Below are 24,590 nucleotides of genomic sequence, written 5' to 3'. Positions count from 1 at the left end.
AAGACAGGATCGTTGCAGATCCGATTTTTCAATAAATTAGACGTGGCCCGCGCGGTCGGCTTTCAGGCCGCCTGCACCTTGCGCGCCCGGGGCACGGTGATGGAGATGTAGAACTGCGTGCCGGCCTTATCGAAGGCCATCTCCGCGCCAATCTGGCGGCACAGCGCCTGGACCACGGTCATGCCGATGCCGGCCAGGCGGGCGGCTCCCATATCGGTGGGCAACTGACCGCTGGGGTCGTCGATGATGCAAGACAGCCGGTTGTCCACCACCGCCAGGGTCAGCTGCACGGGGCTGCACAGCTCGTCCGACCGGCGCAGGGTGGGGGTCAGCATCTCGTTCAGGATCAGCGCCAGCGCGACACCCGTCTCCACCGGCAGCAGCACGGGCGTGCTGGTCACCTGCACCCGGTCCAGCGCCCCGTATTCCGCCGCCACCTCACGGCAGAAGGCGGGCAGCAGGGCGCCGAACTCCACCTCGTCCACCGTTTCGGCCTGCAGCATGCGCTTGTGGACCTCGTTGATGGCCAGCACACGGGTGCGGGCCTCCGCCAGGGCGCGTTCGGCCTGCGGGTCCTTGGTGTCATGGGTCTGCAGCTGCAGCAGGGTACCGATCATGGCCAGGCCGTTGCCCACGCGGTGGTTGATCTCGCGCAGCAGGCGGCCCTTTTCGTCCAGCATGTCCTGCAACTGCTGGCGCATGCGGCTTTCGCGGTCCGCCTCCGTCATGGCGCCGCTGGACAGGCGCCAGACCAGGCCGCCGGCCACCAGGCAGATGACGACGCTGCCGGCCACGAACAGCAGGCGCAGGGTGTTGACCCGGCCTTGCCGCTGCACCAGCAGCGCCTGCTCGGTGCCGTCGATGATGGCTACCTGCTCCCGCACCTCGGCCATCAGGGATTCGCCCCGTTCCAGGGTTATGGTGTCCGTGGGCGATCCGGTGGGGGCCTGCATCAGCACCTGCAGCGCATCCAGCCGCGCATTGGCCAGGGCCGTCAGGGTGGATGCACGCCGCACCTGGTCCGGGTTGTCGCTCAACAGGGTGGTCAGCGCCAGCAACTGGTTGGTGGTGTCGTCGCGATAGCCCTGGAAGCGGTCGCGCGCCTCTGGCGCGTGGACCAGCAGGTACAGGCGCTGGGCTGATTCCGCCGACAGGATGTGGCTTAGCACCAGGGTCGCCGTGGTGCGGACCTGATGGCTGTGGTTCACCCACCTCTCGCTGCTCACCACCTCCGCGAAGATGGATTGCATGATCAACAGCAGGGCGACGATGCCACCCAGGGCCGCCAGCCCCGCCAGTCGCACCCGCTGTCGCAGCAGCATGTCCACGGCTTACGCCCTCATCAAACCCGGCACCCTCACGAAACCGCGACGCGCCAACCGCCCATAAAAAAACCCACCGCGTTTCGCAACACGGATGGGGCAAAACAGAAACGGAACATGACGCAGTTTTCCCCGGCTGGCGATCTTGCCTTTGGCGTATGCCCCTTTAGGGACGCGGCAGGGGGACCGGCAGGGGGATTGCCGTGGTGGATTTGATCCGTTCCATGGCGAAGCTGGAACTGACGTCGGTCAGCTTGGTCACCTTGATCAGGCGCTTGTATACCCGGTCGTAATGGGGAATGTCAGCCACCAGCACCTTCAGCAGATAATCGACGTCGCCGCTCATGCGGTAGAACTCCACGATTTCGGGGATGTCCGCCACGCCCCGGGCGAACGTCTCCAGCCAATCTTCGTCATGCTGGTTGGTGCGGATGGCGACGAACACGGTGATGCCGCAGCCCAGCAGGTCGGCGTCCAGCAGGGCGACGCGGCGGCGGATGATGCCGGCCTCCTCCAGCTGCTTGACCCGGCGCCAGCAGGCGTTGGCCGACAGGGCCACGGTGTCGGCCAACTGGGCGATGGACAGCGAGGCGTCCTCTTGCAGTAACTGCAGAAGCCGGATGTCGATTTTGTCAAGATGATCCATATAACCGCCATTTCATGGGATGAATTCACCATACATTCCGGCAACAGTGGGACAGTTTGGGATTTTTCTCAAGGCCGTCCGGGTTATGCTGATGTCATTGGCACCGAATGACAGGGGAAGATGCGGACCATGTTGGGCAAGCTGTTTATCGACCACCCGCGGTCGGTCCAGGAAAACTACGGTGAGCATGCCGTCATGGCGGCATCCTTCGGCGGCCGTATGGTGCTGGCGGGCTTGGCCTGTCTGGTGCACGCTGCCGTGCCGGGCCTCTTCGTGCGCACCGGCAGCCGCACCATCACCACCCTGTATGACGAGATGGTGGTGAACCGCAACCGCAAGGCCGCCCGGGGGGAAGGCACCGGAGGTGCCGGCTACCGCTCGATATCCGGGTAACGCGTCCGGCTTTCCATCAGCGCCGGCGCCAACGCCAGGATGGCGTCCACCACGGTGGGGTCGAAATGGCGGCCCCGCTCCTTGACCATATGCTCCAGGATGCGTTCCAGGGGCCAGGGCGTCTTGTAGGGCCGGTGGCTGCCTAGGGCATCGAACACGTCGGCGGCGGCGACGATGCGGGCCAGCGGGTCGATCTCATCCCCGCGCAGGCCGCGGGGATAGCCCGTCCCATCCCATTTCTCATGATGTTGAAGGGAGATGACGGCGCCGGCGCGCAGGATGTCCTGACGTGCGTCCTTCAGCATGCGCCAGCCGATGTCGGCGTGCGTCTGCATGACCTTCCATTCCTCCGCATCCAGTTGGCCGCGCTTGTTCAGGATGTGGTCGGGGATGCCGATCTTGCCGATGTCGTGCAGGGGGGCCGCGTAGCGCACCCGCGACACCATGGTCTCATCATAACCCAGATAGGCGGCGATCATGCCCGCCGCCTCCGACACCCGCTTCAAATGGTTGCCGGTTTCCTGGTTGCGGGTCTCCACCGCCTCGCCCAGGCGGAAGACGATCTCGCGCTGGGTCTCTTCGATCTCTTCCTTCAGGCGCAGGTTGTCGAAGGCCACGGCCAGGTTGCGTACGAACAGGGCCAGCAGGTCCCGGCCCAGGGGTGTGGCGGCGGCGACACCATCCAGATACAGCAGGCGGCGCCCGCCGCCGCCGGTGGGCAGCCATTCGCTCCAGCGGTCGTGTTCCCGCAGGTTGCCGTCCAGCGTCAGGGCGGCCAGCACATCGGGGGGCAGGGGGCCATCCTCCGCCCACTCCGCGAACCGGCCGCAGGCGGCAAGGGCGCGGGCCGGACCGTCGGGCCGATCCTGCTCCAGCACCACGCCGTTCAGCCCCACCCCTCCCGTCAGGCCCGCCAGCTGCTCCAGGCAGGTGCGGGCCAGGCGGTCGGCGGCGGTCAGGTGGAAGATGCGGGGCAAGGCGTCGACCAGCCTGCGCAGACCCTGGCGGCTTTGCTCTACCGCCGCGATGTCGCGGTACCCGCGCAGGCAGGAATACATCAGGGTGAACAGCTGCCGCTCCGTCAGTTCCCCCTTCTCACGATAATTGTCGATGTCGTAGCGGGCGATGATGTCGGCCTCGGGCGCCGAGCCCGGCTGACCGGTGTTCAGCACAATGCGCACCTGGCGGTTGCCCAGCCGCTCCCGCACCGCCTTGGCCGCGTCCAGGCCGGCGCTGTCGCTTTCCATCACCACGTCCAGCAGAAGCACGGCGATGTCCGGATGTTCCGCCATGCACTGCAGGGTCTCCACCCCGGAATAGGCATGCAGGAAGGCCAGCGGCCGGCCGTCCATGCGAAACCCCTCCAGCGCCAGCTCGGTGACGGCGTGGATGGCCGCGTCATCGTCGGCGATCAGCACCTTCCAGGGCGCCACGGGGGGCGCCACGGGGGACGCCGGCGGAACCGGGTCGGCGGGCGGCCGGGCGAACAGGTCGTCGAAGGTCATCATGGCGATGTCCGGGTGAGGGCTTCAGGCGCGGCCTCCGCCGAATTGGCAGGAGGCAGGACCAGGGGCATTTCGATGCGGAAGGTGGTGCCGGCGCCGGGGGCGCTGTCCACGGAGATGCGGCCGTTGAGGCCGCTGGTGACCAGGGTATGGGCGATGGAGAGGCCCAGGCCGCTGCCGCCCTGGCCCCGCTTGGTGGTGTAGAAGGGTTCGAAACAGCGGTGGCGCACCTCCGCGGTCATGCCGATGCCGTCGTCGCGCACCTCCAGGATGGCGCGGGGGCCTGAGCGGGCCAGGGTGACGCGCACGGTGCCGCCCTCCTGGTCGGGGAAGGCATGCATCACGGCGTTCAGCACCAGGTTGCTGACCACCTGCCACAGCTGGGCCGGCACGGCCCGCACGATGATCTCGCCGTCCCCCTCAATGGCCAGGGTGTGCCGGCCGCGCCGCAGCTCCGGCCGCAGGTTGACCAGCGCGTCCTCCAGGTACTGCTTCAGCCGCACCTCATGCTCGGCGTCGCGGTGCTGGTCGATGGCCACCTGCTTGAAGCTGCGCACCAGCCGCGTGGCGCGGTCCAGATTCTCCTGGATCAGCGACGTCAGCGTGGCCGCCCGCTTCAGGTAGTCGTCCAGCATCTCCTTGGTCATGGTGCGCTCGGCGAAGGCGCCGGCCAGCAGGCGGGTGCGCTCCGCCAGGGTGCTGGCGGCGGTGACACCGACGCCGATGGGGGTGTTCACCTCATGCGCCACACCGGCCACCAGGCCGCCCAACGCGGCCATCTTCTCGCTTTCCACCAGCTGGTCCTGCGTCTCCTGCAACTGGGCCAGGGTCGTCACCGCGCGCTCCTTGGCGGCGGTGAGCGCCAGCTCGTCGCGCTTGCGGGCGGTGATGTCGGCGGCCAGGCCCACGATCATGTCGCCGCCGGGGACCAGCCGGAAGCGGGCCTCATACCAGCGCCGGCCACCGGGCAGGGGCGCGTCGAAGCTGTACTGCCCGCCACCCTCCGCCAGGCGGGCCAGCAGGATGGGCATGGTCAACAACCGTATGCCGGCGGGGTAGAGGGTGGCCAAGTGGGCGTTGACCTCGGCCAGGGTGGCGCCGGGCCGGGTCAGATGCTCCGGCAGGTCCAGCACGGTGGCCAGGCGGGCATTGGCCGCCCTCACCCGGCCCTCGCGGTCCAGCAGGCACAAGCCTTCCGTCATGTTGTCGAAGGTCAGCCGCAATTCGCCCACCGCCTTGTGCAGGCGCTGCTCCAGCAGGATGGCCGGGGCCAGCAGCCGGCGCGACGCGGCGCCGTAGGCCAGCCAGATGCCGGCCAGCAGCAGGATCGCGCTGCTCAGCGGCCACAGGCTGCTGCCGAGCAGCGCCGACAGGAAATCCCCCCAGGGCACGCGGACCACCAGCGACCAGCCGAGGTTGGTCAGGGGCAGGGCGGCGGTCAGCCAGGCGCCGTCGCGCACCGGCTGGCCCGCGCCCCCCAGGGCCTTTCGCACCTCGGCCAAGGGTAGGCTGGGACGATCGCCGGTCTTGGGGTCCGGCAGCACGGCCTCCGCCGGGGCGCCCCCACGCGACACGATGGTGCCTTTGGCATCGACGATCAGCAGTTCGTTGCCGGGAAGGTCCGGCAGGGGCCCGATCGCCCGCCACATTCCCTCCAGTGACAGGCTGACGGTGACGGCCAGGAAGTCCGGCCGGTCGCTGGATCGGGTGAGATAGGCGGCGGTGACGCCCCGGCCTGCCACCATGCTGCGATAGGGCGGGCTCATCATGCCTTGGCCGGTCTTCAGCGCGCGTTGCGCCAGGCCGCGGATGCTGGCGATCAAGCGGTCGCCGGTCACGTCGTCGCGCAGGCCCCGGGGCATGTCGGGATAGGTCAGCGCCCAGTCCGGCCCGATCACGGTGACCGAACTGATGGGCGTGCCGCTGGCCAGCAGGCTGATGCTCTGCAGCAAGGACAGAAGGCAGGCGGTGGGGCCGGCGGGCGGACGCTGGTCAGGCGCTGCCAGGATCAGGTGGGCGTTCAGCGCTGCGGGGTCGGGGGCCAAGCGCTCGTCACAGCGCACGGCGTCGTTGGCAGGCAGGCCTTGGATGCTGCCGGGTTCCGCCCGCGTCCCCGACAGGCGCGTGGCCACGCCGTCACCAATGGTGCGCGCCTGTTCCAGCGCCGGGGTGAGGGTCAGGGCCCGGGCCAGCAGCTGGCGCTGCAGGTCGGCAACCAGCGCGTCGGCGTCGTGATGCAGCTGCGCCCCCGCCACCGCCAGCACGGCCAGGGTCAGCAGCACGGCCGCACCCAGCAGGCCCCGGCGGCCGAATTGGCCCAGACGCGGAATGCCGCCCTCCAAAGCGTGGTCCGGGTCAAGCGCTCCGTCCCGCCGCATCGTCGTCAGCGCCGGGGTTGAGGTAGGGGTAGGGGAGGAATGGAAAGTCATAAGGGTCCGCGTGCCACCTGCCCCGGTCCGAAAAAGGGGGAAGGGGGACGCGCTCCGGACGCGCCCGCTGGGACCGGTCACCGCCCGGTCATATGGACCGATGCGCGGCCGTGCTCACTGTATGCTTTGGCATAGCTTGGCCAAGCCGACGCCAGCCTAAAGGCCGCTTTCTTGACCGGTCTGGGCGGGACCGTCACCATTGAATCGATCAATGCCGGTCATGACCCGGGTGATCATCTCGCGCTCGGCCGCGCTCAGGTGCGGGTGCCAGATGTCGAACAGCAGGATGACGCGGGTCTGGTCACTGTCGTTCCATGCCTCATGCTCGATGGTGTCGTCGAACACCCAGGCCTCGCCCACCTTCCACTCCCGCACTTCGTTGCCGACCCGGAAGCCGCAGCCGGGCGGGACCACCAGGGGCAGATGGACCACCAGCCGGGTGTTGGATACGCCGGTGTGGGCGGGAATGCGGGTGCGCGGCTTCAGGATCGAGAACATGGCGGCGGGTGACTTGCCCGGAACCTGCGGCTGGGGCATGGCGTCCAGCAGGGCGGCGGTCCTGGGGCAGCGGGCGCGATTTTCCGTGTGCGGCCGGCCGTAATGCATGAAGTGGAAGGCGCTCCACCGCGGGGAATGGTTCAGCTCCGCCCACTGGTCCAGGGGCAGGCCCTCGGGATAGGCGATGTAGGGCACGAACCGCTGGGGATCGTCCCCGTCCCGCAGGACACCCGCCAGTTCCGCGCGCACGGCGTCGGTCCCGGTTTCCAGCTCCGCCAGCCAGGGGAATTCCTCGCGGTCGAAAAACTCGATGGCCGGCAGGCCCGGGTAGAAGAACTGCGCCGGCTGCTGATGATAGGGTCTGGTGCGCCCCAGCGCCATGTCGACGAAGCGGGCCATGCGCCGCGCCTCCCCGCTGGCGCAGCGGCGCAGGTCGCCGTCGATCTCTCCTTTCAGGAAGCCGTCGAGGTCGGCGAGGTATTCCGCATGGCGTTCCCGTGCGCGGGCCACGGCCCGGGCGGTGGCGGCGTCCAGCACGGCGTCCGGCGGCGCCAACTGCAAGGCGGTGCCGTAGGCTGCCCCCGCCTGGCGCGGCTGACCCATACTGTCCAGCAGCGAGGCGCGCATCAGCAGGGCCATGAAGTTCCGGGCGTCCAGCGCCAGCGCCCGGTCCAGTGCCGACAAGGCGACCTGGGGCTGGCCCAGCGCGCGGTGGGCACCTGCCAGGTTCAGCCACAGCGGCACCTGACCGGGAAGGAAGGACAGCGCCTCTTCCAGCAGGGCCACAGCCCGCGCCGGCTGGCCCGCCGCCATGGCCCGGACCGCCGCCGCGTTCAGGCCGCGCGCCTGATCCTCTGCCTCCGGTCGGCCTCCGCCGGCCTCCGCCTCGTCACCCATAACGCCCCCGCGTTTTCGGGGTGGTGCCGATCCTATCGGGAACACAGCAGGCCTCGCGGCACCGATTCCCCGCCAGCACCCTCCCGGTTTCATTACCGGCCTGGCCGCACCGGCCTGCCTTTATGCCTACTACTATAGGCGGGGCGGAAGAGGCCCCACAAGGGGGCGCGTCAGGATTTGTTACACAGCTTAAAATTTAGGCGAACTGCAAAAAATTAAGCCCCAGCAGAGGGTTCCGCTGGGGCTTTGCTCGTCTGTGGCGGGGGGTCCTACTTCTCGCCCACCACGCCGCAGGCGATGCGGCCGCCACCGCCGCCAAGGGGTTCCGGCGTGTCGGAGAAGTTGTCGCCGCCGGCATGGATCACAAAGGCATGACCGGCCAGGTCGGACAGCGTCAGGTGCGGCACCGTCAGCGGCTCGGGCGCGCTGCTGCCATCAGCTGTGACCGTCAGCGGCGGCAGGTCGCCCTTATGGCCGTCGGCCGTGGGGCCCAAGTGCTTGCCGGTGCCGGCGGGGTCGAAGTGGCCGCCGGCGCCCAGCCCGGCGCCGGGTTTGCCGTCCTTCTCCCCCGGCTGGCACGAGGCGTTGGCGTGCAGGTGGAAGCCGTGCACCCCTGGCGGCAGGCCGGTCAGCTTGGGCGTCAGCACCAGGCCTCCGCTGCCCTCGGTCGCGGTGATGGTGCCGATGGCGGCCCCCACGCCGGTGGCGGTGATCAGGTGGACGGTGGTGACGACCGGGGCGCCGGCGGCCAGGGCCGGGGCGGTGGTGGCGACCGCCATCGCGGCCGACAGCAGGGCGGCGCGCAGAATGGACTTCGTCATGCTTTCCCTCCAGATGGGCCCGGCGTTTCCGGGTCTACCGGGCGCGGGCTTTTGGGCAGGCAGGTTTGGTTAACGCTCTGAATGATAGGGGAGAAGGCGAGGCCCGACCAGCAGGCAGGCTGCTTAGGCCGTAAGATTGCGACTATGTCGCGGGGCCGGCGTTTCACGCTATCGTCGGGCGTGCATACATCGCTGTCAAAGGCCGCCTCCATGATCCCACCCCCGCCCGACGATGGTCTGAAACGCCAGGGCCGCATCCTGCTGGTGGAAGATGATGACCGGCTCGCGCCCCTGGTGGTGCGCCATTTGGCCGACAGCGGTTTCCAGATCGACTGGGCGGCGGACGCGGCGGCGGCGGACGCGCATCTGCGGGCGCATCCTGTCGATCTGGCGGTGCTGGACATCATGCTGCCGGGGGAGGATGGCCTGTCCCTCTGCCGCCGTATCCGCCGCGACCACGACATTGGCATCATCATGGTCACCGCCCGGGGGCAAGAGGCCGACCGCATCCGCGGCCTGGACCTGGGCGCCGACGACTACCTGCCCAAGCCCTACAGCCTGTGGGAGCTGGAGGCGCGGGCCAAGGCGGTGCTGCGCCGCTGCGTCCGGGCGGGCCCGATGGCGGCCCCGCCGGCCATCCACCATGCCGGTCCCTTCCGCATCGACGCCGGCAGCCGCGCCGCCAGCCTGCATGGCCAGGCCCTGGATTTGACGCGCACCGAATTCGACCTGCTGGCCCGCCTGGCGGGGGAGCCCGGGCGGGTGTTCAGCCGCGACATGTTGCTGGAATGCGTGCGGGGCGGGGAGACGGACGCCTTCGACCGCGCCGTCGACACCCATATCAGCAACCTGCGCCGCAAGATTGGCGACGACCCCAAGGCCCCCACCTTCATCCGCACGGTGTGGGGCGTGGGCTACCGGTTCCACCTGTTATGAGGGGGCCGGGCCTGTTCCGCCTGATGTTCTGGCGGGCGCTGCTGCTGGTTGCCGTCTGCCTGGGCATCCTGGTGACGCTGTCCTTCCACTTCCAGGCGCGCTTCCTCTACGGCGATTGGCAGCGCGACCTGCAGGACGAGGCCCGCTGGCAGGGGAGCCACTGGCCTGTGGACCAGGACCCGGCGACCGTCGTCCAGGCCTGGCGGGCGGCGCACGGCCGCGTGCGCCTGACCGTGTTGGCGGCGGACGGCAGCGTCGTTGCGGACAGCCGCCCCGACAAGCCACCCTTGGATCCCCGGCTGATCGGCGCGGGGCACCAGGATCTGGAGGTTCTGGTGGGGGCCGCCCCGCTGCCCGGCGGGGATACCTTGGTCCTGAGCCGCGCCGGCCAACCGGCGCTACCCTTCCATGTGGAGTTCGTGCCCGTCGTGCTGGTGTTCATTGGACTGGCCGCCCTGCTGATCTGGCCGCCGGTGCGCGACCTGACGGCAGCCTTCCGCCGTCTGTCCACCTTGGCCGCCCGCGTGGCTGGGGGGCATTTCGGGGAGACGCTGGATCCGCCGCGCCAGCGCGAACTGGCGGGGCTGGTCAAATCCTTCAACGACATGTCGCAGGCCTTGCGCGACGCCGAGACGCGGCAGCGCCGGCTGCTGGCCGACGTGTCGCATGAACTGCGTTCCCCCTTGGGCCGGCTGCGGGCATTGGGGGAAACCATCGCCCGCCGGCCGGAACAGGCGAACCCGCACCTGGCGCAGATGGATGCGGAAATCGCGCTGATGGATCGCCTGATCGGCGACATCCTGGAGGCGGCACGGGCGGAGGAGGGGCCCGTTCCCCTGATGCGGCAGGCCGTGCCGTTGGCCGACTGGGGGCGCGACGCCTTCGCCCGGCTCTCATCCCGCATCGAGGGCGCCGGCATCGGAGTGTCGGTGAGCGTGGACGCGGACGCCACCGTCCACGTCGACGCCGAACGCCTGTTCCAGGCCTTGGGCAACCTGGTGGACAATGCCGTGGCCGCCACCCAGGGCCGGCCGGACGCGCGCATCACCCTCAGCCTGTGGGCCGACGACGCGGGCTGGGGGGTGACCGTGACCGACAACGGCCGGGGCATCCCGGCGGCCGACCTGCCCTACGTCTTCGACCGTTTCTTTCGTGTCGACCGCCACCGGGGCCGACATACCGGCGGCGCCGGCCTGGGCCTCGGTATCGCCCGCAGCCTGGTGGTGGCGCAGGGCGGCCGGCTGACGCTGGACAGCACGGTGGACGTGGGCACCACCGCCACCATGGCTTTCCCCACACTTTCCTGACAATCGCGGCAAAGGCGCCTGACACGGCCCCGCCATGCTGCCCCCTCTTCAACGACAGAGGGGGTTCTCGTGTCGCCTGTCATTCAATTGCTGGCCGCCGGGCGGACGTTCCGCCAAGGGCCTGACGAATACGCCGCCCTGCGGCCCGCCACCGTCACCATCGACCGGGGGCAGTATGTGGCGGTGACGGGGGCGTCCGGCTCCGGCAAGTCCACACTGCTGAACCTCATCACCGGGGTGGACCGGGCCAGCCAAGGCTCCGTCCGCGTCAACGGCACGGCGCTGGAGATGTTGGGGGAGGGGGCGCTGGCCCGTTTCCGGGGGGCCAGCATCGGCATCGTCTTCCAGTTCTTCGAACTGATCCCCACCCTGACCGCCCTGGACAATGTCGTGCTGGCCATGGATTTGGTGGGCACGGTGCCGCCCAGGGCGCGCCGGGCGCGGGCCCTGGCCCTGCTGAGCGACATGGGCCTGGCCAACCACGTCTTCCGCCCGCCCGGCCGCCTGTCGGGCGGCGAGCAGCAGCGCGTGGCCATCGCCCGCGCCCTGGCCAACGACCCGCCCATCCTGGTCGCGGACGAGCCCACCGGCAATCTGGACCGCGCCAATGGCGAGCGCGTGACCGCCCTGTTCGACCGCTGCGTGGCCGATGGGCGCACGGTCATCGTCGCCACCCATGAACGCGGCGGGCTGGACCGCTATCACCGCGTGCTACGGGTCGAGGATGGCCAGGTGATGGAAAGTGGGATGGCGGAGGGCGCGCCATGACCGCCGTGCGTCTGAAGAAGGTGGCGCGCGACTTCGGTGTGCGCTGGGGCCGTACCCTCATGGCTTTTGCCGGCCTGACCATCGGCCTGTTCGTCGCCGGCGCGGTGGTGGCCGCTTACTCCCTGCTGCGCACGGACCTGGACGCCGGCTATCGCCGCACCAACCCGCCCAACCTGGTGCTGCGCACCGATGCGGTGTCGCCGGAGGTGTTGCGCCGGCTGGCGGCCCTGCCCGGTGTGGCGGCGGTGGAGGAGCGCCCCCTGGTGATGGCGCGGGTGCAAACCAGGCCGGGCCGCTGGTGGCCCCTGGAACTGGCGGTGGTGGACGACTTCCGCGACCTGCGGGTGGCCACGTTCGCCCCCGACGCCGGCCTGCCCAAGGAGGCTTGGCCGCCCCCCACCGGCGGGCTGCTGCTGGAACGCGATGGGCGCTATTTCATGGAAGGCGGACCGGGTGCGGCCCTGCCGCTGCGTTTCGCCGGCGGCGGAACCGCCAGCGGGACCTTCAGCGGCTATGTCTTCGATCCCGGCCAGCATCCCTCGCGCATGGAAATGGTGCTCTACGGCTACGTCACCCGCGCCACCCTGGCCGCCTGGGGCCAGGCCTTGGACGGCACCCGCCTGCTGCTGACCACGCGTGCGTCCAGCGGGCCGGAAAGCGCCGGCGCGCTGGCCCCGGCGGTGGACTCCATGCTGGCGGCGGCGGGCGTGGCCGTGCGGCGCATGGACATCCAGGATATGCCGGTCTACGGCCACCAGAACCAGCTGGACGCGCTGATGGTGCTGATGGCCGGCCTGGCCCTGACCACCCTGGTCATGGGCATGGTGCTGGTGGTCAACCTGATCGACGGGATGATGACGCGGGAACGGCGGGTGGTGGGGGTATTGCGGGTCCTGGGGGCCCGGCCGGGGCAGGTACTGCGTGATTATCTGCTGGCCGCGGGCGCCTTGGGCCTGGCGGCGGCCCTGGCCAGCCTCTGGCCCGCCTTGGCCGTGGGCACGGTCATGGCCCGTTTCCTGGCCGCCGGCAATAATTTCGACCTGTTGACGCCCCGGCCGCCCCTCTGGGTGGCAGCCGTCATCCTGGTCTTCGGTGTCGGCACGCCCCTGGCGGTGGCCACTTGGCGGGTGGGGCGGACGGTGCGCCTGCCTGTGCGCCTGGCCCTGATACGGGCCGAAGGTCAGGGCGGCGGCTGGGGCGTGGGGATGCTGGGCCGCGCCGTGTTCCTGCCCCTGCTGCCCCGTCTGGCGGTGGGGACGGTGCTGCGGCGGCCCCGCCCGGCCCTGCTCAGCGCCCTGGTGTTGGCCATCGGTCTGGCCTTTTTCCTGACGGCCTTGAACGTCCGCGCCTCCATGCAGGGCACGGCGGCGGCCGTGGCGCGGACCAAGCCCTATGACGTGCAACTGGCGCTGCGCCAGCCTTATCCGGCGGACCGCCTGCGCCCGCTGCTGGCCGGCCGGGCCCAGATACGCGCGGCGGAGTACTGGCGGGCAATCCCCGCCATCCCGTTGGGCGCCGACGGGGCGCGCCTGGGCAACGCCATCCCCGTGGTGGCGCCGCCGGCGGACACCCGCCTGCTGCGTCCCGACCTGCTGGCCGGGCGGTGGCTGGACGGGACGCAGCCCCACGGTGTCGTCGTGACGCAGAAGCTGCTGGCTGACGTGCCGGCTTTCCAACTGGGGGGAGGCTATCAACTGCGCGCCGGGGACCGTGCCGCACCGGTCACCGTGATCGGCGTGGTGCGGGAATTCGGACCGGGCCGCATCTACGCCCCGGCGGCGGTGATGGACGCCTTGCGCCCGTCCCCGGCGGATGCCGACCTGGTCTACCTGGCGTTGGCTCCGGGCGCGGACCAGCGCCAGGCCGCCCAGGAATTGCAGGACGATCTGACCACCGCCGGCATCCAGGTGGGGGAGGCGGAGACGGCGGGGATGCTGAAGGCCATCATCGATGGTCATCTGGACTTCATCACCCTCATCCTCATGGCGATCTCCGCCCTGGCCTTGGCTACCGGTGTACTGGGCTTGGCGGCCTGCATCGGTGTCAGCGTGGCGGAACGGGCGCGCGAGATTGGGGTGATGAAGGCCATGGGCGGCGGCGGCGCCACTCTGGTGCGTCTGTTCATCTATGAGGCGGTGCTGATCGCCGTCCTGGGCTGGGGCGTCGCCGGGGCATTGGCGCCACTCATCAGCCGCCCGGTGGTGGCCCGCTTTGGCCAGAGCATCATCCGCTACCCCTTCGACTACCAGGCCTGCGTCTGGGGTGGTGCCGCGGGCCTGGGGATCGCCCTCGTGGTGGCGGTACTGGCGGCGTTGGCCCCCGCGCTGACCGCGGCGCGCGCTGCCGTGACCACCGCTCTCCGGGCGGAATGAGCCTGCCCCGTTTGATGGTTGTTTTGTAATTGCCAGGCCGGATCCGCAAGGGTCCGGCCTTTTTCATTGTGCACGTGCACACGTGAATATTTGGGTGAGCGAAGCAGAATTGGTTAACGGCCACTTTCCTGTGTGAATACGTATGTGACTGTTACTGGATCGTTGCACATACGTATGCGCACTATGTTACAAAAATCCGCCCCCCACTATGATCGTCACAAATTCGGGAGGATACGGGGCCAGGGTGCCCAAGCACCCAAATCCAGGTTGATGCACGTTCAGGTGGAAGCGATACGGCCAGGCGTTTGAAATGCTTGGGACAATCGTACCTGAACCATCTCTGATCCACACCGTGACATTCATGACGTCGTGCAAGGTGCCCCGTCGACCCGGGGCGGCCACAGCCTTCGTTCACGCCGGGGCGACCCGGGGGGTATCCGCCCGTTCGGGCGGGCGCTTTGAAGAACAGCAGCAACTGGGCCGGGTAACGGCCCGCGTAAGGCGAGACTTAAGGGGAGGGTGCCATGAGGAACACGAAGATCAGTTTGGCCGCCAGGTTGGCCCTGGGTGTCAGCGCCGCCGTGCTGATGATGCACGGGTCCGCCCTGGCGCAGAACGCGCCGGCCGATGCCGCCGCCGCCAACGACGACATGCAGGAAATCGTCGTCAGCGGCTTCCGCCACTCGCTGGAAACGGCGATCGAGGCGAAGCGCGACGCCAGCCAGATCGTGGAAGCGATCTCGGCTGAGGATATCGGCAAGCTGCCGGACAACTCCATCGCTGAATCGCTGGCCCGCCTGCCCGGCCTGGCCGCCCAGCGTGTCGACGGCCGCGCCCAGGTGATCAGCCTGCGCGGCCTGGGCCCGGACTTCACCCTGACTACCCTGAACGGGCGCGAGCAGGTGTCCACCGGCAACAACCGCAGCGTCGAATACGACCTGTACCCCTCGGAAATCATCAGCAGCGCCGTGGTCTACAAGACCCCGCAGGCCGGCTTCACCGCCCAGGGCCTGGCCGGCACCGTGGACCTGCAGACCGTGCGCCCGCTGGATTACGGCAAGCAGGTGTTGTCCGCCTCCGCCCGGTATGAGCAGACCTCCATCGGAAAGCTGAACTCCGACAGCGAGGACAAGGGCTACCGCGCCAGCGCCACCTACATCGACCAGTTCGCCCACGACACCCTGGGCGTGTCGCTGTCCATCGCCCACCTGAACTCGCCGACGCAGCAGGAAACCTCGCGCGTCTGGGGCTACCCGCAGCTATCCAACGGTAGCTACGTCATCGGCGGTGACGAGGTGCGCGCCAACTCCGAAGAGTTCAACCGCACCGGCATCATGAGCACGGTGCAGTACAAGCCCACCGACAACTTCACCACGTCGCTGGACTTCTTCTACACCCACTACCAGGACTACCAGTGGCAGCGCGGCGTCGAGATGCCGCTGCAGTGGGGCAACGGCTCGGCCATCGGCGCGCAGCCGCCTGTGGCGCTGCTGCCCGGCTACACCACCGTTGGCAACATGATCACCAGCGGCGCCTTCAGCGGCGTGAAGGCCGTGGGCCGCAGCGACGAGGGCAGCACCCAGTCCGACCTGTACTCCATCGGCTGGAACGGCCGGTACACCAAGGGCGACTGGACCGGCACCCTGGACGCCGGCTACAGCCTGGCCGACCGTACCACCACCCGCTTCGAATCCTACTTCGGCACCGGTTCCAGCGGGTCGTCGGGCGCCACCGACACCATCGGGTTCACCAATGTCGGCACCAATGAGGCCGGGTACCAGTACACCCACAACCTGAATTACGCCGACCCCAACCTGATCAAGCTGACCGATCCCAACAACTGGAACGGCGGCACCACCCCCTATGCCCAGAATGGCTATCTGAACAAGCCGCGGGTGCATGACGACCTGTACTCGCTGAAGGGCGACCTGAAGAAGGACTTCCACGAAGTCGCCTTCCTGAAGGACGTCGACATCGGCGTGAACTACACCGAGCGCAACAAGGAATACTACCAGCCGGAATGGTACGTCACCCTGACGTCCAACCTGACCGCGCCGGTCGACCCGCTGACCGGGGTGAGGGGCGCCAGCGCCGCCATTCCGTCCTGGGCCATGGTGGGCACCGCCGACCTCAGTTGGATCGGCCTGGGCAACACCGTCGCCTACAACCCGGTGGAATTGTTGTCCCGCGGCGTCTACAGCCTGGTTCCTTGCGGTCAGTACCGCGCCAACTGCACCGGCGACAGCCACTACACCGTGGATGAGAAGGTCACGACCGCCTTCGTCAAGGCCGATGTCGATGGCAACCTGGGTAGCGTGAAGGTCACCGGCAACGTCGGCCTGCAGTTGGTCCATACCGACCAGTCGTCCACGGGCATTGCCGTCAGCACCGCCAACTCCGCCGCCGGCGTCTACGCCCCCCGCACCCAGGGCATCGCCTACAACGACCTGCTGCCCAGCCTGAACCTGTCCTTCGTGCTGCCCAACCCGGACCACCAGATCCGCCTGGGTGCCGCCCGCGAGATGATGCGGGCCCGCATGGACCAGATGCAGGCCAACCTGGCCTACAGCTTCGACAGCTCCAAGGCCGGCTATACCGGCGGCAACCTGAACAACAGTCCGTGGAGCGGCAACGGCGGCAACCCGTACCTGAAGCCCTGGTACGCCGACGCGGTCGACCTGTCCTACGAATACTACTTCAACCGTGCCGGCTACCTGTCGCTGGCGGCGTTCTACAAGCACCTGGAAAACAACATCTACAACAAGAGCACGGTGACGGACTTCACCGGCGTCACCAGCAACTCCACCGCCGGGTCCAGCACCAACCTGGGTTATGTCACCGTGCCGGTGAACGGCACCGGCGGCATGATCGAGGGCGTGGAGGCCGCGTTCGCCGTGCCGCTGGACATGGTGTGGTCCAAGCTGGAGGGCTTCGGCATCAACGGCGCCGCCGGCTGGACAGAGACCGACCTGCAGGCCGGGTCGCAGGGTGTGGGTTCCGGCAACAGCAGCCTGCCGGTGGCCGGCTACTCCAAGTGGACGGAGCAGGGCACCCTCTACTACGAGAACCACGGCTTCGGCGCCCGTGTCTCGGTCACTCACCGCTCCGGCTACCTGTCGGAACAGACCGGCTTCGGCCAAGGCCGCGAGTTTGACCTGGCGGTGCCGGAAACCCTGGTCGATGCCCAGGTCAGCTACGACTTCGGCGAAGGCGCCCTGAAGGGCCTCTCCATCGTCCTGCAGGCCCAGAACCTGACCGACGAGCCGGTCATCACCTACTACAACGGCGATACCACGCAGAATTGGCGGTACGAAAAGTACGGCGTTCGTTATCTGCTCGGCGCTTCCTACAAGTACTGAGCCGATAGGGTGGGGTCTCCCGCCGGCATCCCGGCCGGTGGGCGCCTCTCGCCTTTCTCCCCGAGCCCTCGTGAGGCGGGCCCAGACCCAGGTGGTCCCGGGGCCCGCCTCACCCTTTTCCTCGCCCCTGCGGGGACGTACCGGCAACAGCGACCTGGAAGACGGGCCATGACGTTCGCCCCCCTCCGCGACATCGTCATCGTCGGCGGCGGCACCGCCGGATGGATGGCGGCCGCCCTCTTCAGCCACATCCTCGGCCCTGGTGGCCACCGCATCCACCTGGTGGAATCCGAAGAGATCGGAACCGTGGGCGTGGGCGAGGCGACCATCCCCCCCATCGCGATCTTCAACCGCGCCTTGGGCCTGGACGAAAACGATTTTCTGCGCCAGACCCAGGGCACCATCAAGCTGGCCATTGAATTCGTGGACTGGCTGCGGCCAGGACACCGTTACCTGCACAGCTTCGGCGCTTTCAGCCGTTCGTTGGGGCTGGGCCATTTCCAGGATTTCTGGCTGCGCGCCCACCGCCTGGGCATGACGGATGATTGGGAACCCTACATTCTGAACAGCGTGGCGGCCCGGCGCGGGCGCTTCATCCAGCCCGACCCGCGCCGGCAAAGCCCGCTTGAGCCGCTGGCCCACGCCTTCCACATTGATGCCGGGCTTTACGCCCGCTATCTGCGGCGGTTCGCGGAACAACGGGGTGTGCGCCGGACGGAGGGCAAAATCGTCCGCACCGTACTGCGCGCCCACGACGGCTTCGTCGACGCGGTGGAGATGGCGGACGGCACCCGCATCGCCGGGGACCTGTTCATCGACTGCTCCGGCTTTCGCGGCCTGTTGATCGAGCAGGCGCTGAACACCGGGTTCGAGGACTGGACGCATTGGCTGCCCTGTGACCGCGCCTGGGCCGTGCCCAGCGCGCATGATGGGTCGGCCGCCGCCCTGACGCCCTACACCCGCTCCACCGCGCGGCCCGCCGGCTGGCAGTGGCGCATTCCGCTGCAACACCGCACCGGCAACGGCTACGTCTATTCCAGCCGCCATGTCAGCGATGACGAGGCGGCCGCCACGCTCATGGCCAACCTGGACGGCGAGGCCTTGGCCGAGCCGCGGCAGCTGCGTTTCACCGCCGGCCGGCGCCGCCGCTTCTGGAACCGCAACGTCGTCGCCGTGGGCCTGGCCAGCGGATTCATGGAGCCCCTGGAATCCACCAGCATCCACCTGGTCCAGTCGGCGATTTCCCGGCTGATCACGCTGCTGCCCAACCATTCGTTGGCCAACGGGGGGGTCGATCCCGCCGTGGCGGACGAGTTCAACCGCGCGTCGGCCATCGAGTATGAGCGCATCCGCGACTTCATCATCCTGCACTACGCGGCCACGGAACGCGCCGACAGCCCCTTCTGGCGCGCGTGCCGGGACCGGCCCGTGCCTGAGGAATTGGCCCGTCGCATGCGCGTCTTCCGGGCGCTGGGCCGTGTCGCTCGCGACCACGACGAACTGTTCAGCGAGGTCAGCTGGCTGCACGTCTTCCTGGGGCAGGGGGTCTGGCCGCGCGATCACCACCCCCTGGCCGACCAGTTGTCGGAGGAGGATCTGCACTGTTTCCTGGACGACATCAAGGCGGCGGTGGCGCGCGAGGTGGACGCCATGCCCACCCATGCCGACTTCATCGCCCACCACTGCAAGGCCGACAGCCTGACGAGGACCGCATGACGCCCTTCAGCCGCCGCCTGGCGCTGCTTGCCACGACCATGATCATCGCCGCCGGGACCTTGCTGCCGGCCGGCATCTCCCCGGCGCGGGCTGCCGACTATCGCGACCGCCTGGCGGAGGATGAGGTGGTCTATTTCCTGCTGCCCGACCGCTTCGACAATGCCGACACCACCAACGACACGGGTGGCCTGGGCGGCGGGCGGGCCGGCGACCGGTCGGTCACCGGCTATGACCCGACCGACAGCGGTTATTATCACGGCGGCGATCTCAAGGGCCTGATCCGGCGGCTGGACTACATCCAGGGCCTGGGCGTCACGGCCCTGTGGGTCGGCCCGGTGTTCAGGAACAAGGCGGTGCAGGGCGCGCCCGGCCACCAGTCCGCCGGCTATCACGGCTATTGGATCACCGACTTCACCCATGTCGATCCGCATCTGGGCACCGACGACGACTTCAAGGCCCTGGTGGACGCGGCGCACGCGCGCGGCATGAAGGTCTACCTGGACATCGTCATCAACCACACGGCCGACGTCATCCAATTCAAGGAATGTGTAGGCAAGCCGTGTCCCTACCGCTCCAAGGCCGATTATCCCTATACCCGCAAGGGCGGCCCGGCCGGTCCGGCCATCAACGCCGGCTTCCAGGGCGACGAGGTCCAGACGGAAGAGAACTTCGCGCGGCTGACGGACCCCGCCTACGCCTACACGCCTTTCGTGCCCGAGGCGGAACGGCATGTTAAGGCGCCGGAGTGGCTGAACGACCCCCGCTACTACCACAACCGCGGCAATTCCACCTTCAAGGGAGAAAGCTCCCTTTATGGGGACTTCGGCGGCCTGGACGATGTGATGACGGAGAACCCGGCCGTGGTGCGGGGCTTCATCGACATCTACGGCGCCTGGATCGACCGCTACGGCATCGACGGCTACCGCATCGATACCACCCGCCACGTGAATCCGGAATTCTGGCAGGCCTTCGTGCCCGCCATGCTGGAACGCGCCAGGGCCAAGGGCATTCCCCATTTCCATATCTTTGGCGAGGTGGCGGACACCGACGGCCGGGTGGCCATCCTGGCCCGCCACACCCGGGTGGACAAGCTGCCGGCCGTGCTGGATTTCGCCTTCCGCCGCGCCGTGGTCGACACGGTGGCCGGCACCAAGGGCACCGACAGGCTGGCCCTGATGCTGGACGGCGACGCCCTGTACGAGGGCGGTGAGGATGCGGCGCGCCAGCTGCCCACCTTCGTCAGCAACCATGACCACGGCCGCTTCGCCTACTTCGCCCGCAAGGCTTTTCCCCAGGCCGGCGAGGATGAGATCCTGAAGCGTGTGATCCTGGCCAACGCCCTGATGTTCACCCAGCGCGGCGTCCCCGTCGTCTATTCGGGGGATGAGCAGGGCTTCAGCGGCGGGGAGGATCGCGCCGGCCGCGAGGACATGTTCGGCAGCCGGGTTGCGTCCTATAACGCGGAACGCCTGGTGGGCACGACGGCTACCACCGCCACGCCGAGCTTCAACCCCGACCACCCGCTCTATAAAGCCCTGGCCGAGATGGCGCGCCTGCGCGAGGCGGAGCCGGCGCTGCGCCGCGGCCGCAGCGTCGTGCGCTACGCCGGTGAAAAGCCGGGTTTGTTCGCCGTCTCGCGCATCGACCCCGCCACGGGGCGGGAGGTGCTGGTGGCCGTCAACACCGGGACCCAACCGGTGAGCGCCCAGGTTGAGGTCGGCAGCCAGTGGACCACTTTCACCGCCCTGCACGGCTCATGTGGCCGCGCCCCTACCGCCCCTGGCAGCTATGCTGTCCAGCTGGCCCCGCTTGATTACGTTGTCTGCGCATCTGGAGAGGCTTCATGACCATGGAACACCCCACCCATACCGGACCGGGCGGCCCCCGACCCTGGTGGCGCGGGGCGGCGATCTACCAGATCTATCCGCGCAGTTTCGCCGACGCCAACAATGACGGGGTGGGCGACCTGCCCGGCATCACCCGGCACCTGGACCATGTCGCCAGCCTGGGGGTGGACGCCATCTGGCTGTCGCCCTTCTTCACCTCCCCCATGCGCGACTTCGGCTATGACGTGTCCGATTTCCGCGATGTCGACCCGCTGTTCGGCACGCTGCAGGACTTCGACGCCCTGGTGGCGCGGGCGCATGAATTGAACCTCAAGGTCATCATCGACCAGGTCTATTCCCACACCTCGGACCAGCACGCCTGGTTCCAGGAAAGCCGCCAGGACCGCACCAACCCCAAGGCCGACTGGTATGTCTGGGCCGATGCCAAGCCCGACGGCAGCCCGCCCTGCAACTGGCAATCCGTCTTCGGCGGCCCGGCCTGGACCTGGGATGCGCGGCGGGGCCAATACTACCTGCACAACTTCCTGACCGAGCAGCCGGACCTGAACGTGCACAATCCGGTGGTGCAGGACGCCTTGCTGGACGTGGCGCGCTTCTGGCTGGACCGGGGGGTGGACGGTTTCCGCCTGGACGCCATCAACTTCTCCATGCACGACCCGGCCTTCACCGATAACCCGGTGAACCCGGATACGCATGCCGTGCGCACGCGGCCTTTCGATTTCCAGCTGCACACCAGGAACATGTCCCACCCGGACATCCCGAAGTTCCTGGAGCGCATCCGCGGCGTGCTGGACAGCTACGGCGGCGACCGTTTCACGGTGGCGGAGGTGGGCGGCCCCGGTGCCGACCGCGAGATGAAGGCCTTCACCGCCGGGAACACGCGGCTGAACAGCGCCTATGACTTCAGCTTCCTCTATGCCGACGCCCTGACGCCGGCCCTGGTGCGCAAGGCGCTGGCGCTGTGGCCGGATGAACCCGGCCTGGGCTGGCCCAGCTGGGCCTTCTCCAACCACGACGCGCCGCGCTGCGTTTCCCGCTGGGCCCAGCCCCAGGACCGCGCGGCCTTCGCCCGCATGGCGGCGCTGCTGCTGGTCACCCTGCGCGGCAACATCTTCCTCTACCAGGGGGAGGAACTGGCGCTGACCCAGGTGGCCATCCCGTTCGAGCAGTTGCAGGACCCCGAGGCCATCGCCAACTGGCCCCTGACCCTGGGCCGTGACGGCGCCCGCACGCCCATGCCGTGGACGTCCGGCGCCCCCAACGCGGGTTTCAGCACGGCCCAGCCCTGGCTGCCCGTGGGCGCCGACCATGACGCCATGGCGGTGGACCGGCAACAGGCCGACCCCCAGTCCCATCTGGCGCTGACCCGCCGGGTGCTGGGCCTGCGTAAAGGCCATGAGGCGCTCGCGGTGGGCGAGATGCGCTTTGTCGAGGCCGGCGAGCACGTGCTGGCCTTCGAACGCAGCCATGGCGACGAGACGCTGCTGTGCCTGTTCAACTTCGGGCCCGGGGCGTGGACGACGCCTGAGGGCGCCAACTGGCCGGTGGTGGACAGCGTGGGTGAACCCCAGTCCGGCACCCAGGGCTGGACCCTGCCGCCCTTCGGCGGGCTGGTGCTGTCGCGGCCGTAAAAATAAAATGGGAGGGCGGTGGTGATGGTTTCCCTGACAAGGCGCCTGGGGGCGCTGGTGGTTTTGGCGGTGGTGCTTGTGGCGTTGCCGGCCCTGGCGGAAACACCGGCCAAGGTCGTGGCCACCATCGCCTCCCCCGCCGGCACTCTTGCCCTGCGGGTGGAGCTGGATGGGGAGGGGCGCCCCGCCTATGCCGTCACCCGCCGTGGGGCGGAGGTCATCGCCCCCTCTCGCCTGGGTTTCCTGTTCACCGATGCGCCGAAGATGGAACGCGGCTTCACCCTGGCCGGCCAGTCCAGCCGCACGGTGGATGAGACCTGGGAACAGCCCTGGGGTGAATGGCGCACCATCGCCAATCATTTCAACGAACTGCGCGTGCGGCTGAAGGAAAAGGCGGGGGCGGCGCGCGAGCTGGACGTGGTGTTCCGCGTCTACGACGACGGTGTCGGCTTCCGCTACGAATTTCCCGACCAGCCACAACTGAAGACCGCGCGCATCGCGGATGAGCTGACCGAGTTCGCCGTCGCCGGCCCCGGGGCCGCTTCCGCCGAGGCCTGGTGGATTCCGGGCGGCGAGTGGAACCGCTATGAATACCTGTACCAGCACACGCGCCTGGACGCGGTCGCCCAGGCGCACACGCCGCTGACCATCCGGCTGGCCGACGGCACCCACATCGCCTTGCACGAGGCGGCCCTGGTGGATTATTCGTCCATGTGGCTGCGGCGGGTGGAGGGCACCCGCCTGAAGGCCGTGTTGTCGCCGGGGGCGCAAGGGCCCAAGGTGGTGCGCGCCGCACCCTTCACCACGCCCTGGCGCACCCTGATCTTCGCCGACAGCGCCGGCGGCCTCTACCAGTCCCACCTGGAATTGAACCTGAACGAGCCCAACAAGCTGGGCGACGTCAGCTGGTTCACGCCGCAGAAGTTCGTGGGCGTGTGGTGGGAGATGCATCTGGACCACAGCACCTGGTCCACCGGCCGCAAGCACGGGGCGACCACCGCCAATGTCCGCCGCTATGTCGACTTCGCCGCCGCCAACGGCATCCCCGGCGTGCTGGTGGAGGGCTGGAACGTGGGCTGGGACGGCCAGTGGTTCGGTAACGGCAACGATTTCGATTTCAAGAGGCCGACGCCGGACCTGGACCTGCCCGGAGTCGCCGCCTACGCCAAGGCCAGGGGAGTCGGTATCATCGGCCATCATGAGACGGGCGGTGGCGTCAGCCATTACGAGAGCCAGCTGGGCGCCGCGCTGGACTACGCCCAGGGCCTGGGCATCGGTGTCATCAAGACCGGTTACGTCGCCGACGCAGGCCAGGTGGAACGGGTGGATCCGGATGGCACCACCCTACGCGAATGGCACGACGGTCAGTGGATGGCCCGCCATCACCTGCTGGTGGTGACGGAGGCGGCCAAGCGCCATATCGCCATCGACAGCCATGAGCCCATCAAGGATACCGGCCTGCGCCGCACCTATCCCAACTGGGTGGCGCGGGAAGGGGCGCGGGGCATGGAATACAACGCCTGGGGCGAGCCCAAGAATCCGCCCAACCATGAGGCGACGCTTGCTTTCACGCGCATGCTGTCTGGGCCGATGGATTTCACGCCGGGCGTGGTCAGCCTGCGCGGTAAGGGCGACACGCCCATCGCCTCGACGCTTGCCAAGCAGCTGGCGTTGTACGTCGTGCTGTACAGCCCGGTGCAGATGCTGGCCGACCTGCCGGAGAACTACGCCAAGTACCCGGATGCCCTGGCCTTCATCAAGGCGGTGCCGGTCGACTGGTCCGACACCCGCGTGCCGAATGGCGAGGTCGGGCAGTACGCCACCTTCGCCCGCAAAGATCGGCGTGGCGACGACTGGTACGTCGGGAGCGTCGGCGACGACCAGCCCCGCACCCTGACCGTGACCTTGGACTTCCTGGACGCCGGCCGCGACTACACCGCCCACATCTACCGCGATGGCCCCAACGCCGACTGGCACACCGACGGCCACCCCATGATTGTGGAGACCCGCACCGTCCACCAGGGCGACACGCTGACCCTACCCCTGGCGCGCGGCGGCGGGGCGGCCGTGCAGCTGGTGGCAGGCAAGGGGCGCTGAGCCCATGGCGGTCTTGATCATCCCGTGCCGTTGCCCGGCAGGTAGA

Annotated in this window: 16 protein-coding genes; 10 read left to right on the top strand and 6 right to left on the bottom strand. The window is 68.6% G+C overall.

The window, feature by feature from the left end; genetic code table 11:
* Positions 1 to 62 precede the first annotated feature (62 nt).
* Together Y958_RS27535 and Y958_RS27530 are read right to left on the bottom strand one after the other, a co-directional pair.
* Entirely contained in the window at positions 63 to 1,322 is a 1,260-nt protein-coding gene (locus tag Y958_RS27535; protein WP_088875029.1) for a sensor histidine kinase, read from the bottom strand.
* Between the two features lie 166 nt (positions 1,323 to 1,488).
* Positions 1,489 to 1,968 (bottom strand): Lrp/AsnC family transcriptional regulator, encoded by a 480-nt coding sequence (locus Y958_RS27530; protein WP_088875028.1) that lies wholly within the window; start codon positions 1,966 to 1,968, stop codon positions 1,489 to 1,491.
* Positions 1,969 to 2,088: 120 nt separating this feature from the next.
* Between Y958_RS27530 and Y958_RS27525 the strand changes: the two genes are divergently transcribed.
* Entirely contained in the window at positions 2,089 to 2,361 is a 273-nt protein-coding gene (locus Y958_RS27525) for a DUF6356 family protein (protein ID WP_244909632.1), read from the top strand.
* Here Y958_RS27525 and Y958_RS27520 read toward each other — a convergent pair.
* The 4 genes from Y958_RS27520 to sodC all read right to left on the bottom strand — a co-directional run bounded on the left by Y958_RS27520 (position 2,340) and on the right by sodC (position 8,511).
* Positions 2,340 to 3,869, bottom strand: coding sequence for a response regulator (locus tag Y958_RS27520; protein ID WP_088875027.1), 1,530 nt, complete (start codon positions 3,867 to 3,869; stop codon positions 2,340 to 2,342). The genes Y958_RS27525 and Y958_RS27520 overlap by 22 nt on opposite strands.
* Positions 3,866 to 6,244, bottom strand: a complete 2,379-nt coding sequence (locus Y958_RS27515) for a sensor histidine kinase (RefSeq protein WP_186291531.1) — start codon at positions 6,242 to 6,244, stop codon at positions 3,866 to 3,868. Before Y958_RS27515 ends, Y958_RS27520 begins: the two co-directional genes overlap by 4 nt.
* 207 nt (positions 6,245 to 6,451) lie before the next feature.
* On the bottom strand, positions 6,452 to 7,690 hold the full coding sequence (locus Y958_RS27510; protein WP_186291530.1) for an aspartyl/asparaginyl beta-hydroxylase domain-containing protein: 1,239 nt from the start codon (positions 7,688 to 7,690) through the stop codon (positions 6,452 to 6,454).
* A 269-nt stretch (positions 7,691 to 7,959) separates the two neighbouring features.
* Complete coding sequence (gene sodC / locus Y958_RS27505) at positions 7,960 to 8,511, bottom strand: superoxide dismutase family protein (protein WP_186291529.1); 552 nt, start codon at positions 8,509 to 8,511, stop codon at positions 7,960 to 7,962.
* A 210-nt stretch (positions 8,512 to 8,721) separates the two neighbouring features.
* On the opposite strand from sodC, the gene Y958_RS27500 reads away from it, so the two are divergent.
* From Y958_RS27500 to Y958_RS27460, 9 genes are all read left to right on the top strand, one after another.
* On the top strand, positions 8,722 to 9,447 hold the full coding sequence (locus tag Y958_RS27500; RefSeq protein ID WP_186291528.1) for a response regulator transcription factor: 726 nt from the start codon (positions 8,722 to 8,724) through the stop codon (positions 9,445 to 9,447).
* Positions 9,444 to 10,754 carry a sensor histidine kinase gene (locus Y958_RS27495; RefSeq protein ID WP_145960804.1) on the top strand — a complete coding sequence of 437 codons (1,311 nt, stop codon included), beginning with the start codon at positions 9,444 to 9,446 and terminating at the stop codon, positions 10,752 to 10,754. The genes Y958_RS27500 and Y958_RS27495 overlap by 4 nt, the downstream gene beginning before the upstream one ends.
* A 69-nt stretch (positions 10,755 to 10,823) precedes the next feature.
* A complete protein-coding gene (locus tag Y958_RS27490) occupies positions 10,824 to 11,522 on the top strand; it encodes an ABC transporter ATP-binding protein (protein ID WP_088875022.1) in 699 nt (232 codons plus the stop codon).
* A complete protein-coding gene (locus Y958_RS27485) occupies positions 11,519 to 13,894 on the top strand; it encodes an FtsX-like permease family protein (RefSeq protein ID WP_088875021.1) in 2,376 nt (791 codons plus the stop codon). The genes Y958_RS27490 and Y958_RS27485 overlap by 4 nt, the downstream gene beginning before the upstream one ends.
* A 524-nt stretch (positions 13,895 to 14,418) precedes the next feature.
* Positions 14,419 to 17,253, top strand: a complete 2,835-nt coding sequence (locus tag Y958_RS27480) for a TonB-dependent receptor (RefSeq protein ID WP_040842874.1) — start codon at positions 14,419 to 14,421, stop codon at positions 17,251 to 17,253.
* Between the two features lie 168 nt (positions 17,254 to 17,421).
* Positions 17,422 to 18,969: a tryptophan halogenase family protein gene (locus Y958_RS27475; RefSeq protein WP_088875020.1), complete on the top strand. Its 1,548-nt coding sequence runs from the start codon at positions 17,422 to 17,424 to the stop codon at positions 18,967 to 18,969.
* Positions 18,966 to 20,816: an alpha-amylase family glycosyl hydrolase gene (locus Y958_RS27470; RefSeq protein WP_211098738.1), complete on the top strand. Its 1,851-nt coding sequence runs from the start codon at positions 18,966 to 18,968 to the stop codon at positions 20,814 to 20,816. The genes Y958_RS27475 and Y958_RS27470 overlap by 4 nt, the downstream gene beginning before the upstream one ends.
* On the top strand, positions 20,813 to 22,447 hold the full coding sequence (locus tag Y958_RS27465) for an alpha-glucosidase family protein (protein ID WP_088875019.1): 1,635 nt from the start codon (positions 20,813 to 20,815) through the stop codon (positions 22,445 to 22,447). Before Y958_RS27470 ends, Y958_RS27465 begins: the two co-directional genes overlap by 4 nt.
* A gap of 24 nt (positions 22,448 to 22,471) precedes the next feature.
* Entirely contained in the window at positions 22,472 to 24,544 is a 2,073-nt protein-coding gene (locus tag Y958_RS27460; RefSeq protein ID WP_088875018.1) for a glycoside hydrolase family 97 protein, read from the top strand.
* Positions 24,545 to 24,590 lie beyond the last annotated feature (46 nt).

The organism is Nitrospirillum viridazoti CBAmc, assembly GCF_000730165.1.
GTDB lineage: Bacteria > Pseudomonadota > Alphaproteobacteria > Azospirillales > Azospirillaceae > Nitrospirillum > Nitrospirillum viridazoti.
Note: the sequence above shows the minus strand (reverse complement) of the source record. Positions and strands in the feature narration are given on the sequence as shown.